This is a genomic window from Citrobacter sp. RHB25-C09, assembly GCF_013836145.1.
GTDB lineage: Bacteria > Pseudomonadota > Gammaproteobacteria > Enterobacterales > Enterobacteriaceae > Citrobacter_A.
Genome location: NZ_CP057483.1, coordinates 1031360 through 1043257 on the forward strand (window position 1 = coordinate 1031360; position 11898 = coordinate 1043257).

At 46.3% G+C, this 11898-nt stretch carries 14 protein-coding genes and 1 tRNA gene; 10 read left to right on the forward strand and 5 right to left on the reverse strand.

All coding sequences use genetic code 11. The annotated features are described in order from the left end of the window. Positions 1–268 precede the first annotated feature (268 nt). The 6 genes from proB to HVY19_RS04875 all read left to right on the forward strand — a co-directional run bounded on the left by proB (position 269) and on the right by HVY19_RS04875 (position 6101). Positions 269–1372 (forward strand): glutamate 5-kinase, encoded by a 1104-nt coding sequence (proB, locus tag HVY19_RS04850; RefSeq protein WP_181683239.1) that lies wholly within the window; start codon positions 269–271, stop codon positions 1370–1372. Positions 1373–1383: 11 nt separating this feature from the next. Next, positions 1384–2634 (forward strand): glutamate-5-semialdehyde dehydrogenase, encoded by a 1251-nt coding sequence (gene proA, locus HVY19_RS04855; protein ID WP_181683240.1) that lies wholly within the window; start codon positions 1384–1386, stop codon positions 2632–2634. 113 nt (positions 2635–2747) lie between these two features. Next, positions 2748–2823, forward strand: a tRNA-Thr gene (locus HVY19_RS04860). 163 nt (positions 2824–2986) lie between these two features. After that, the gene (locus HVY19_RS04865; RefSeq protein WP_181683241.1) at positions 2987–4162 is read left to right on the forward strand and encodes an integrase arm-type DNA-binding domain-containing protein; all 1176 of its coding nucleotides are present in this window, start codon (positions 2987–2989) and stop codon (positions 4160–4162) included. After that, positions 4162–5403 carry an AAA family ATPase gene (locus HVY19_RS04870; RefSeq protein WP_137379243.1) on the forward strand — a complete coding sequence of 414 codons (1242 nt, stop codon included), beginning with the start codon at positions 4162–4164 and terminating at the stop codon, positions 5401–5403. The genes HVY19_RS04865 and HVY19_RS04870 overlap by 1 nt, the downstream gene beginning before the upstream one ends. Beyond that, complete coding sequence (locus tag HVY19_RS04875; protein ID WP_137379242.1) at positions 5403–6101, forward strand: HNH endonuclease; 699 nt, start codon at positions 5403–5405, stop codon at positions 6099–6101. The genes HVY19_RS04870 and HVY19_RS04875 overlap by 1 nt, the downstream gene beginning before the upstream one ends. 108 nt (positions 6102–6209) lie before the next feature. Here the strand turns inward: HVY19_RS04875 and HVY19_RS04880 are convergent, their stop codons facing one another. From HVY19_RS04880 to HVY19_RS04900, 5 genes are all read right to left on the reverse strand, one after another. Beyond that, positions 6210–6830 (reverse strand): hypothetical protein, encoded by a 621-nt coding sequence (locus HVY19_RS04880; protein WP_137379241.1) that lies wholly within the window; start codon positions 6828–6830, stop codon positions 6210–6212. Further along, a complete protein-coding gene (locus tag HVY19_RS04885) occupies positions 6830–7723 on the reverse strand; it encodes a DUF4747 family protein (protein WP_137379240.1) in 894 nt (297 codons plus the stop codon). Before HVY19_RS04885 ends, HVY19_RS04880 begins: the two co-directional genes overlap by 1 nt. A gap of 707 nt (positions 7724–8430) precedes the next feature. Next, on the reverse strand, positions 8431–8997 hold the full coding sequence (locus HVY19_RS04890; protein ID WP_181683242.1) for a phage polarity suppression protein: 567 nt from the start codon (positions 8995–8997) through the stop codon (positions 8431–8433). Between the two features lie 16 nt (positions 8998–9013). Next, a complete protein-coding gene (locus HVY19_RS04895) occupies positions 9014–9259 on the reverse strand; it encodes an ogr/Delta-like zinc finger family protein (RefSeq protein ID WP_181683243.1) in 246 nt (81 codons plus the stop codon). Then, positions 9256–9993, reverse strand: a complete 738-nt coding sequence (locus HVY19_RS04900; protein ID WP_181683244.1) for a glycoprotein 3 — start codon at positions 9991–9993, stop codon at positions 9256–9258. The genes HVY19_RS04895 and HVY19_RS04900 overlap by 4 nt, the downstream gene beginning before the upstream one ends. Positions 9994–10531: 538 nt before the next feature. On the opposite strand from HVY19_RS04900, the gene HVY19_RS04905 reads away from it, so the two are divergent. Genes HVY19_RS04905 through HVY19_RS04920 form a run of 4 tightly spaced genes read left to right on the forward strand, consistent with a single transcriptional unit; the run spans position 10532 to position 11893 of the window. Beyond that, positions 10532–10798, forward strand: coding sequence for an AlpA family transcriptional regulator (locus HVY19_RS04905; RefSeq protein ID WP_181683245.1), 267 nt, complete (start codon positions 10532–10534; stop codon positions 10796–10798). Beyond that, positions 10795–11352 (forward strand): host cell division inhibitor Icd-like protein, encoded by a 558-nt coding sequence (locus HVY19_RS04910; protein WP_181683246.1) that lies wholly within the window; start codon positions 10795–10797, stop codon positions 11350–11352. The genes HVY19_RS04905 and HVY19_RS04910 overlap by 4 nt, the downstream gene beginning before the upstream one ends. Beyond that, positions 11349–11576: a hypothetical protein gene (locus tag HVY19_RS04915; protein WP_063941033.1), complete on the forward strand. Its 228-nt coding sequence runs from the start codon at positions 11349–11351 to the stop codon at positions 11574–11576. The genes HVY19_RS04910 and HVY19_RS04915 overlap by 4 nt, the downstream gene beginning before the upstream one ends. After that, positions 11573–11893: a DUF5375 domain-containing protein gene (locus HVY19_RS04920; protein ID WP_087888154.1), complete on the forward strand. Its 321-nt coding sequence runs from the start codon at positions 11573–11575 to the stop codon at positions 11891–11893. Before HVY19_RS04915 ends, HVY19_RS04920 begins: the two co-directional genes overlap by 4 nt. Positions 11894–11898 lie beyond the last annotated feature (5 nt).

The window sequence follows — 11898 nt, forward strand, 5'->3', positions numbered from 1 at the left end:
TACGCGCTAAAATTACTGGGTATGATCCCCGTTTAAAGACAGGAAGGTTTTTAACGTTCTGTTGTGAACGTTATATGACAAAGTAAGAATTATTTTAAAAATCCTGGTTTTTGTATGGTGGTAATAAAAACGTCAAAAATTGACGCTACGCTGTCTGATCCTGCGCAACAAAATCCCACGCTTTGTGCGCTGCTTATTGGCAACCGGGACCAGTCCTGCTAAAACGTTCGTTTGATAATATTTTTTCTATATTGAACGGCAGAGAATCATGAGTGACAGCCAGACGCTGGTGGTAAAACTTGGCACCAGTGTGCTAACGGGCGGATCGCGCCGCCTGAACCGTGCCCACATCGTAGAACTCGTTCGTCAGTGCGCACAGCTTCATGCCGCAGGGCATCGTATTGTTATTGTAACGTCTGGCGCGATTGCGGCCGGGCGCGAGCATTTAGGTTACCCGGAGCTTCCGGCGACCATTGCGAGCAAACAGCTGCTGGCGGCGGTAGGGCAGAGTCGACTGATTCAACTGTGGGAACAGCTGTTTTCAATCTACGGTATTCACGTCGGGCAGATGCTGCTGACACGTGCAGATATGGAAGACAGAGAGCGTTTCCTCAACGCGCGTGACACGCTGCGCGCGCTGCTGGACAACAACATCGTACCGGTTATCAACGAGAACGACGCGGTCGCCACCGCTGAGATTAAAGTGGGCGATAACGACAATCTCTCCGCGCTGGCGGCGATCCTGGCGGGGGCTGATAAGCTGCTGCTGTTGACCGATCAGCAGGGGCTATTCACTGCCGATCCTCGCACTAATCCACAGGCCGAGCTGATTAAAGACGTTCATGGGATAGACGACGCACTACGCGCTATTGCAGGTGACAGCGTCTCTGGCCTGGGGACGGGGGGAATGGGTACCAAATTGCAGGCGGCTGACGTAGCCTGCCGCGCCGGAATCGACACCATTATTGCAGCAGGCAGCAAACCGGGCGTCATTGGCGACGTGATGGAGGGCCTCTCCGTGGGGACTCGCTTCCACGCTCAGGCGTCACCGCTTGAGAATCGCAAACGCTGGATCTTCGGTGCGCCTCCTGCGGGTGAAATCACCGTCGACGAAGGTGCCACGGCGGCCATTCTTGAACGTGGTAGCTCTTTATTGCCAAAAGGGATAAAAACCGTGACAGGCAATTTCTCACGTGGTGAAGTGATCCGCATCTGTAACCTTGAGGGGCGCGATATTGCTCACGGCGTGACGCGCTATAACAGCGACGCCCTGCGCCGTATTGCCGGGCACCACTCACAGCAGATTGACGCGATTCTGGGCTACGAATATGGTCCGGTTGCCGTTCATCGCGATGACATGATTATTCGTTAAGGAGCAGAGAGATGCTGGAACAAATGGGCATTGCTGCCAAAGCCGCGTCTTACAAATTGGCGCTGCTTTCCAGCCGCGAAAAGAACCGCGTGCTGGAAAAAATTGCTGACGAACTGGAAGCGCAAACCGATGCTATCCTGAGTGCGAATGCGCTTGACGTCGAAGAAGCGCGTAAAAACGGCTTAAGTGACGCACTGTTGGATCGCCTGGCGTTAACCCCTGCGCGTTTGAAAGCAATGGCTGACGACGTGCGTCAGGTCTGTAATCTGGCTGACCCGGTAGGGCAGGTGATTGATGGCGGTCTGCTGGACAGCGGGCTGCGTCTGGAGCGTCGTCGCGTACCGCTTGGGGTCATTGGCGTGATTTATGAAGCGCGTCCAAATGTGACCGTAGACGTTGCCTCCCTGTGCCTGAAAACAGGCAATGCAGCGATTCTGCGTGGCGGTAAAGAGACGTACCGCACTAACGCAGCAACGGTGCGCGTTATTCAACAGGCGCTGAAAGCCAGCGGTTTACCGGAAGCCGCCGTTCAGGCGATCGACAGTCCCGATCGTGCGCTGGTGAGCGAGATGCTGCGCATGGATAAATATATCGACATGCTCATCCCGCGCGGCGGCGCTGGTTTACATAAACTGTGCCGTGAGCAGTCGACGATTCCGGTGATCACCGGCGGGATTGGCGTTTGCCATATCTATGTTGACGACAGTGCTGAGATCGCGCCGGCATTAAACATTATCGTCAATGCAAAAACACAGCGTCCGAGCACCTGTAACACGGTGGAGACGCTGCTGGTGCATCAGGATATTGCTGAGCGTTTCCTGCCTGCATTAAGCCAAAAGATGGCGGAAAGCGGTGTTACGCTGCACGGTGACGAAACCGTGATGCAGGTACTGCATGGACCTGTCAAACTGGTACCGCTGAAACCGGAAGAGCTGGATAACGAGTTTCTGTCTCTGGATCTGAACGTTGTGGTGGTCGAAAATATGGATGGCGCTATCGCGCACATTCGCGAACACGGCACCCAGCATTCTGACGCTATCCTGACGCGCACGCTCAGCAACGCCAACCGTTTCGTGAATGAAGTTGATTCTTCTGCCGTGTACGTGAATGCTTCCACCCGTTTTACCGACGGTGGACAGTTTGGTCTGGGAGCGGAAGTCGCCGTCAGCACGCAAAAACTGCACGCGCGCGGCCCGATGGGGCTGGAAGCACTAACTACCTACAAGTGGATCGGCTTTGGTGACGATACCATTCGTGCTTAATTGAAATCGAGTGGTGCAAAATCAGCCATTTGATTCGCAAGGCTATTGACGCACCACTCGGTTAGTTTTAACCTTCTACCCCGTGTTCACGCTCGTGGACGTGTCCTTTCAGGGCCGATATAGCTCAGTTGGTAGAGCAGCGCATTCGTAATGCGAAGGTCGTAGGTTCGACTCCTATTATCGGCACCATCTCAACTTCCTCAAACGTCCGTATTCATCCATAAACACCCTGATTTATAACGATTTTACTGCTTTTTAGTCCATCATTGTCCGTAACCATCCAGTAGAATCCGATACAGAATGTGTATAGGATTGTGTATATGTTCCTGTTCGGTCATGGATTCCTATACACATGCCTTTAAACGATATGCAGATTCGCCGCGCTAAGCCTGAAGATAAACCCTATACGCTTGGGGATGGGCAAGGCTTGTCATTGCTTATAGAACCTAATGGAAGCAAGAGCTGGCGGTTCCGCTATCGTTTTGCCGGTAAACCCAAGATGATCTCGCTTGGCGTTTACCCAACGATCACCCTTGCCGATGCTCGTTCCCGTCGTGATGAAGCTCGAAAACTTGTTGCAGAAGGAAAGAACCCTAGTGAGGTTCGAAAAGAGCAAAAGCTGGCTCTGCAAACAGAGTCAGAGAACGCCTTCGAAAAGATAGCCAAAGAGTGGCATCAACTTAAATCTGCTAAATGGTCAGCGGGATATGCTTCAGACATCATGGAAGCGTTTAAGAACGACATTTTCCCTTATGTCGGGGCAAGACCAATTGGCGAAATAAAACCGCTAGAACTGCTGAATGTGCTGCGCAAAATTGAGAAACGTGGCGCGTTAGAGAAAATGCGTAAAGTGCGGCAACGTTGTTCAGAAGTTTTTCGCTATGCCATAGCTACCGGAAGAGCTGAGTATAATCCTGCTGCGGATCTCTCTAGCGCCCTCGAAGTACATCAATCCAGTCATTTCCCGTTCCTAAAAGCTGATGAGATACCTGATTTTCTGCGTGCTTTAGACAGTTATACAGGGAGCAGGCTTGTCCAGATTGCTACTAAATTACTGATGATTACAGGCGTAAGAACCATCGAATTACGTGCTGCACTGTGGTCGGAATTTGATCTAGATAACGCTATTTGGGAAATTCCTGCTGAAAGGATGAAAATGCGCAGGTCACACCTTGTACCTTTGTCGACTCAAGCGTTAGATTTACTCAATGAACTCAAGATAATGACAGGGAACTATCGTTATGTTTTTCCGGGGCGGAACGATCCGAATAAGCCTATGAGTGAGGCGAGTATAAATCAGGTTATCAAGCGAATTGGGTTTGGGGGAAAAGTTACGGGACATGGGTTTAGACATATGCTATCAACGATTTTACATGAAGAAGGTTTTGATTCACCATGTATAGAAATTCAATTAGCTCATGTTGATAAAAATAGTATACGTGGGACTTACAATCATGCTCAATATTTAGAGAAAAGACGCCATATGATGCAATGTTATAGTGACTATGTGACAGATGGGGATATTTGATGATTTTTGAAAAAGAAATTAATGCTAGGTATTTTCTAGGAAGGGTTAAACAAGCTCATTATAACACTTCAGTTGTAATTCTTGGTCAAAATGGAGAAGGGAAAAGTAGGTTGCTCGTTGATATAATAGGGTATGCCAAAGATAACAACTATACCAATGTCATAGCTGTATCTACGAGCCCCTTTGATAAATTTCCGATAAGGAAAAAGTTTAGTGGTATAGATTACAGCTATGTCGGTGTGAAAGGAGGTGCGACAGGTAACTCTATATTGTCTTTGATCGGTTCGGCATCATTGGGGTTATTGAATCAAAATAAATTTAATGGTATTTATGTAGAACGAATTCTGTCTTTTTTAGGTGCTTCTTCTGAAGTTGAATATGTTTTTAAAGTTAATCAGAAAATATTTCAAAAGCAAAATTACTCAGATGATAAAAATGGTCCAGATATCCATCATTATCATCATAATGGATTTTTTGGAAAAGACTTGCATTTTTCTGACAATGAACTTTATAACATTAATAAAGCTATAGACTTATTAACGTACTTAGTTGATAGCAATAAAAACTTCAAAGTTAGATTGAAGATTGGTAGTGAAGGTTACATAAAAACTAAAGATGTTTTCATTGATAATCTTAATAGCAAGCTTTTAACATTACTTGATCATGATCTCATAAAGTTAATTGACTTTAGAATAGAAAAAAAAGAGTTTGGTTGGATGTCGTTGAGGCTTGCAAGTTCAGGGGAACAATGTATTCTATTATCGATGCTAGGCATTGCTACAAATATCACTGATAACTCTTTAATTCTTATAGATGAGCCTGAGATCAGTCTCCATCCTGAGTGGCAAGAGAGATATATATCACTTCTGATGAGGATTTTTGAGAGATATAATTCATGTCTTTTTATCATTGCTACTCATTCTCCGCAAATAGTATCTAAGCTTGATGCCTATAGATCATATATTTACACCATTAAAAATGATGAACTAGTAAGTGCTTCTGAGTATGTGAAAAGATCTTCAGACTTCCAATTAGCCAACCTATTTCTAGCTCCTGGTTATAAAAATGAATATTTAACAAGGGAGCTAATAACATTTCTCACGTCTCCGCAAGAATACTATGAAGATAAAGGCTGTGCAGAAATAATAAAAATTATCTCTTTGAGGGATAATATTGATAAAGATGATCCTGTATTTAAGTTGATTGAATTGGCTCGTAAAGTAATTGCGGAGATATCGTAATGCCTCTGAATTGCATTGTGTATGAAGGTGAGGATCTTGAAACATATAGAGATTATAATGCGCTGCCTAACGATAATAAAGATGGAAGAATATGGGATTCGGAAGAGCGTAACATTTGTAGAATAAAAAAATCAATTAAAGACTATTATATTATTGCTCAGGATTACACATGTCCTTATTGTAAACAAAGGATTGAGGTTGATCATAATGGAGCTTGGGATGCCGAACATATAATACCTAAAAGTAGTCACCCAGGCTTTGTTTTTGAGCCTTTAAATTTATGTGTTTCATGCAAGGATTGTAATAATGAAAAAAGGGATAAGACTGTATTAGAGAATAACAACAGGAGAACACTTCCTATTAGAAGTGGGGATTACATTATTGTCCATCCTCATTTTGACGATTATGATGAGCATATTAAAGTAATTGAGGTTGCGGGTTATTATATACCACGAACAGATAAAGGTAGAAAAACAATAGAAAAATGTGGTTTATTAAGATTTGCATATAAATACGCAAACTATGGAGGAACTTCTCAGGAAAATAAAGAAACCATTCTAACTTTAGCTAATGGTCTATTAGATGCTAATACTCCGGCTGATGAACATGCCTTTTTAGGTGTGATTTCAGATGCAGTGGAAACTGGAAAGAAACTATCAAAAACAGCATTTCTGCAGCAATTTGGAGTAAGGGAATAATTTATTTTAATTAGATGGTGCGCTATAGTAAAGTAATTCTGGGGGGTATTCCCCCCAATTGCCTTTAATTTTTAATTGGATTTATATTTGGTTTCCTTATCTTTCTATTTAGCTAGATTTCTCTGTGATAGTATCGCCGTTTTTTTTCTTAGATTCCTCCTGTATATTTCGTAGTGTCATAAATTTATCATACCAGCTTGAAACTCTGAAAATAGCCAAGACAGCAGCTAATGCAGAGAAAACAGAGTATATAAATATAAAGTAGGCAAAAAAGCTAAAACCCAACAAGATGTACTTATAACTAATCCCAATATAATAATACATAAATGCATTATCAATAAGAATTGAACTATATGCTTTTGTAATAAGCGCAGTAATTATGGTTAACAACTGTAATAATATAAAATGTACAAAAGTTGCATTTACTGACATATACGGAGAGCTTTCCACTTCTCCTTTCTCATTTATCTCATCACCAGTTATTATTTTTTTAAATGCCTCATCACCAATTGCTATCCACATAGCAAAACCACCTAACGAAAATCCAAGTAGGTTTGGCATCAATGATAAAATATCATCCCACCATCCTTTATGAGACCAAGATGGGTAAAGAATCACAGTCATAAGTAAAGCAGACCAAAAATAGCAGCTTTTAAATATAGCCCCAGCTCCACCATATATCTTCCAGTATCTGGCTAATGCACTGGTTGATTCTTTCTTTTTACTCATTACCTTGTCAGTAGCCTCTTAAATTCGCCTGCTAATGATCTTGCTCTCAATAATAATAAGTCTGTAACTGATGTTACATCTGGGTCGTAAGGCTCAACGCGCTGAAGCGGGGCGTCACTTGAGGCATGAACTTCTACTAACCCAAATTCATTAACTCTACGGATGCTTACTTCACCATTTCTAGATGCAATTAGAGCATCTTGTTTTAATTCGACATCCGGTTTAATTTCTTGGCCTCTCTCAGATTTATATGTCTTATCTTCTTCAATAACCCCAATACGTTTGAATCTTTTTTGCATTATACTTTCCGCAGATGCAAGATCATCGGGGTTTGGACGCCGAGTCACCATGTTTATACATGTAATACCCTTAAGGGCAAGCATTCGCTGAACGCTTTCTGGTTCAGTTAATATAGTGACATTAATTTTACCAAATTTCTTGATTATTTTTTCGTTGGAGAATATACCTGTTATAAATGATGACATCTGTCTTGGTGTAAGGTTTCGACTTTTATCCTGCATTTCATAAACTAAAAGATGACTTGCAGGTAAAAATACAAAAGAGAATCGAGCTACATTAGGTTTTAAATTTTCTGGTATTACAATTCTGCCTTTTTCCTCATCAGAAGCTACGTCTTTTTTTACAATGTTGAACCAATCTCCCTCAACATCAATGTCTGTAAATTTTAATACCTCACCTTCGAAAGGTTCATTTGCTGATTGTCCTTTTTTATAAGGATAAAAAAACGATAAAGTTGCATAAGAATCGCCTCTTAAATTAATATTATCCGAATTTTTTCTAGCCATCCTGAATAGCTCTACATACTTTTCTGGAGAGTGAGGATGCATAGTAATGTTCACAGCCCCATAAGTTAATTTTTTCGTTCTTGCCATTTGAAACATTAATCCCTTATTGAGTGAAAAGATAACGTATACATCAAAAGCATAAAGAAAACCATGTCATAGCTCGCAACATTAAATAACTTCAGGAGTTGTTTTTTTGTTTTGATATGCAGTTAAGTAATAAGCATCTAGTCTACATTGCTTAATGTGTAATGCTTTATCAAATAATATAAATAGCCAGACTTAGTGCGCACTGCTCTCCCGCTACGTTTGCCCGTTTCGTGGGGGGGGTCATGCAAAAGCGTTGTTGATTGCAGGCTGCTACCGGTTCGAATACATCAGGCAGATGTATGGCAGGAGCTTAGCTGCTATAGAGGCAATACTACCAACACCGAAATTGTTTATTTACCTAAACCTCCGAGTATCTTTTTTTGGTCTCCCTCCGACCGCCTCAGAAACTTGTTGCATCATTAGATAGAATCGTACCAGCTACCATACTCCTACGAACCCGCGCGGCACTGCGATGCTCACAAGCCGTTAAATAAATACTTTACTGCTGGCGCGCAATGCTCTCCCCGCCACGCCTGCCCGCTTAAGAGGCCGCTTTTAATGCAGGTGCAAAGGTGGGCTCAGGTCGCGCCGCGACTGGCGCAGGTCGGGAGTATCGGGGCGGGAAAACACATGCAAAACCATGCACCTTATGGATGCATGGCTTATTTCGTTAAATATAGCGGGATTTATGGGGATTTTTAGACAGGCTACTGCCCGGTCATTTCGGCACGTCGACGCGCGTAAATCATGCTCTGTGCAGGGGTGAATTTTTCACGATAATCATCCTGCGAAGGCGCGGCAGGCCTGTATCCGATGGCCGTTAAAATGTCGTTATCCTGTGCAGAATAATTAATTTCATTTCCTGCGGCCAGCCAGACAGAAAGAGCTTCGCGCAGATATGCCACCGAACGGTCGAGCGCGCGACTTTTTAACATCGCGGGCTGGTTCTTAATCCCCATCAGCTCAGGTGCCAGTGTGGCAGCCAGCTCCGCGCCGTTCTGCTGCATAAAATCATGCAGCCGGTTACGGATGCTGATGCGCTGCACCTCTTCATGCGAAAGAATGTAGCGACCGGCGGCCTGATTAATCTCCCATTTTTTTACGTCAATAATATCTCGCAGCATCCGTAATCTACGGGAACCCGATGCGTTGTCATCCAGCAATAATTCCTGATATTCCTGCCCGGCAGCGGTCAGTTCGGCTTTACGGTTTAGCCACGCCGTTTTGTTCGTCTGACAGGCGTCAAACGCCTGCTGTAAGGTCAGAGTGGTCACGGATTGTCTCTCCTGATTAGTGGCGGAACGGCGAGCTGTAGCAGCCTTTTACCCGGCGGGGGGCTACGGATGCTGTCGGCACCGGCGCGGGTTTCTCATCGATGACCGGCGAACGTATCACTTCAAAGATGGACTCATGCGTTTTGAATGTCGCCGAGCAGTGCACATTCTGGCACTGCAGGTAACTCTCTTTGACGCTGTCAGACATATAGCGGCTGGTGCGGACGTGCGCCGCCGTGCGGCAGAAGGGACAGCGCATCATGACAGTAACCCCCGCGCTTTCAGCCCGGCCTCACGTTCCCGCATTTTTTCCTGCCAGACCTTGCGCTGGCCGGGTGTGGTCGCAACGTCATGCTCCATATGCGGCAGCGTGGAGGCCGACAGACCTGTTTTAAACAGCACGGGTTCATCAGTCAGACGGATATTGCAGCCCCTCACCGCCTGCTCAAGCCGCGTTTTCACCTGCTGCATAACGACATGCTCTGGCTCGACATAGCCCTGATGGCCAATGGTATTGGCAAGCGGATTTTCTTTAACCAGAATGCTGAGTTTCATTGCTCTGACGAGGGCACCGCAGCTTTCACGCAGGGCAACATCGAGTTCATGCTCTGCATACTGACTGAGGGCGCCGTGATGTGCCTGACGGTATGCTCTGGCCGTGCGGTCACAGGCTCCTTTGAGGCTGTCCAGCTCGAAAGACAGAACCTCAGCCATATTGTCACATTCCTGCGCCAGCTCCCGTCGCGCCACGCGAGTTATATGGCGTTGTTTCAGCTCGTCGGTAATGACCGCACCACCGGCACGAAAGGCGGTGCGCCATGCACCGGAATCATTGTCGTTTTCCTGCTCCAGTTCAGTTTTTTGCGTTTGTACCTGGCTGATGGCCGTCGTGGTTTCGTCCATGCGTCGGGCATTGGTCAGATGTGCTTCTCTGGCCGTTTCAAGGCGTTCCATTGCGGGTTTAAGGTAGTCGGGAATAACAGCGGTCTGAGTCATGTCGGGTCTCCTCTTTGTTTCAATCTGAGGAGATTCTGCCGCGCCAGACACAACAACACGATTCATTGCCGTTGTGGCAAAAATGGCACAAACAGACCTTAAAAACCGGCTGGCCAGAGAAAGGTCTCTGGGAAACCTTACTCACTGTTTGTTTTTTTACTAATAACTATTCACTACTGTTCACTGAAAAGAAAAAGATAAGTAATACAGTAAGATAAGGAGTGAACAGTTGAAGGTATAAGTGTTCACCGACTGTTCACTACTATTCACCCTCCGATTTTATTGCTGATGGCATAGCTTAGACTTTATTTCGATTGATATTGATAAACATATAACTAAAAGGAATCGAAATTGCTGCAATGTAATGCAGTGATTTGCATCTGTTTGCCAGCGTTTGCCTTTGTTTGCCATAGCGAAAAGTCAATGTTTGTTTCCCCAAAAATCTCACATGACCTGAGGGAAAATATAACCATAATAAGGAGCTACCTGACGCCGGAAAGACACGACCGGCACTGTATGGACTTTGTGAGGTAGCCCGATGCACACCGCTTTTTCTTCCTCGTCTTCTGCCCCTGCCGCGCCGCTGATGCCGGTCTCTGATGTCGTTCAGGAGCGCTTTATCCGCCTGCCCGAAGTGATTCATCTGTGCGGTCTGTCCCGGTCAACCATTTATGACCTCATCAGCCGGGAGGCATTCCCGAAACAAATCTCCCTCGGCGGTAAAAACGTGGCGTGGGCGCAGTCTGAAATCACCGCATGGATGGCAGAGCGTATTGCCGAACGCAACCGGGGTTTTGACGCATGATGATAACCGTTCAGCAAACCGCCCCTTTTTCTGGCTTGCTTCTTTTCGCCGTTTCCAGGTATAGTTTTCCCGCTGTCGCAAAATCGGCAGCCGGAATTGGCGTTCCGAATAACTTCAAGGCGACACGACACGCGCCATGCGTGTTTTTTTATGTCGTTGCTCAGGCACACCCATTTTCAGGGCTGTGGTGTTTATTCGTGCACCAGAGTCCTTTTCTGATAATGGTAGTCCGGGCGGGGCAGCCTTCGGGCTGGCCGGTTTCCTTGAAGGCCGGTTACGCCAACCCCGTTCGGGCTGCCACCAGTGAAATTGGCGTTTCCGGTGGTAGTTTTTCAAACTACTTCAAGGAGGCTGCCATCATGGCTACTACCCTCACCCAGCCACACCCGCAGTTTGTCTTTGTGTTTGCCGCCGTTCGTCGTGCAGACCGTAAACCCCGTATCTGTATGCTCCGCACCGTTGCCGGTGATGAACACGCCGCACGTCTTTCCCTCGTTCGCGATTACGTCCTCTCGTTTGCTGGCCGTCTGCCGGTTGCGGAGGTACACGCATGAGAAATACCACTATTACCGCCCGTGACCTCGAATGCCTTGAGCATATGCGCAACGTCGGCCAGCTCGTCGGCGATCTGATGCAGGAACAGGATTGCGCGACCGTTCGTCGTGACCCGGTGCAGCAGTTACAGCTCACCTCCGTGATCTATCTCATGACCGCCCAGCTCGACGGCGTGGTCGAGCGCTGCAATCAGCGCTGGCTGACAGGGGAGGGCAACGTATGAAACAGCCATTACCGCCCGTATTACGTGCCGCACTGTATCGCCGCGCCGTGGCCTGTGCGTGGCTGACCCTGTGTGAACATCAGCGCCGATACCCGCACCTCACCCTCGACGCACTGGAAACCGCCATTGCCGCCGAGCTGGAGGGCTTCTATCTGCGCCAGCACGGCGAGGAAAAAGGCCGTCAGATTGCCTGTGCATTACTGGAAGATTTAATGGAAGCCGGACCACTGAAAGCCGCGCCGTCACTGTCCTTTCTCGGGCTCGCGGTGATGGATGAACTTTGCGCCCGTCACATCACACCGCCTGTACTGCACTGAGGGAG

Excerpts from the sequence above, each read along its gene's own strand:
- proB (WP_181683239.1), top strand. The coding sequence starts at position 269 with ATGAGTGACAGCCAGACGCTGGTGGTAAAACTTGGCACCAGTGTGCTA.
- proA (WP_181683240.1), top strand. The coding sequence starts at position 1,384 with ATGCTGGAACAAATGGGCATTGCTGCCAAAGCCGCGTCTTACAAATTG.
- HVY19_RS04865 (WP_181683241.1), top strand. The coding sequence starts at position 2,987 with ATGCCTTTAAACGATATGCAGATTCGCCGCGCTAAGCCTGAAGATAAA.
- HVY19_RS04870 (WP_137379243.1), top strand. The coding sequence starts at position 4,162 with ATGATTTTTGAAAAAGAAATTAATGCTAGGTATTTTCTAGGAAGGGTT.
- HVY19_RS04875 (WP_137379242.1), top strand. The coding sequence starts at position 5,403 with ATGCCTCTGAATTGCATTGTGTATGAAGGTGAGGATCTTGAAACATAT.
- HVY19_RS04880 (WP_137379241.1), bottom strand. The coding sequence starts at position 6,830 with ATGAGTAAAAAGAAAGAATCAACCAGTGCATTAGCCAGATACTGGAAG.
- HVY19_RS04885 (WP_137379240.1), bottom strand. The coding sequence starts at position 7,723 with ATGGCAAGAACGAAAAAATTAACTTATGGGGCTGTGAACATTACTATG.
- HVY19_RS04895 (WP_181683243.1), bottom strand. The coding sequence starts at position 9,259 with ATGATGCGCTGTCCCTTCTGCCGCACGGCGGCGCACGTCCGCACCAGC.
- HVY19_RS04900 (WP_181683244.1), bottom strand. The coding sequence starts at position 9,993 with ATGACTCAGACCGCTGTTATTCCCGACTACCTTAAACCCGCAATGGAA.
- HVY19_RS04905 (WP_181683245.1), top strand. The coding sequence starts at position 10,532 with ATGCACACCGCTTTTTCTTCCTCGTCTTCTGCCCCTGCCGCGCCGCTG.
- HVY19_RS04910 (WP_181683246.1), top strand. The coding sequence starts at position 10,795 with ATGATGATAACCGTTCAGCAAACCGCCCCTTTTTCTGGCTTGCTTCTT.
- HVY19_RS04915 (WP_063941033.1), top strand. The coding sequence starts at position 11,349 with ATGAGAAATACCACTATTACCGCCCGTGACCTCGAATGCCTTGAGCAT.
- HVY19_RS04920 (WP_087888154.1), top strand. The coding sequence starts at position 11,573 with ATGAAACAGCCATTACCGCCCGTATTACGTGCCGCACTGTATCGCCGC.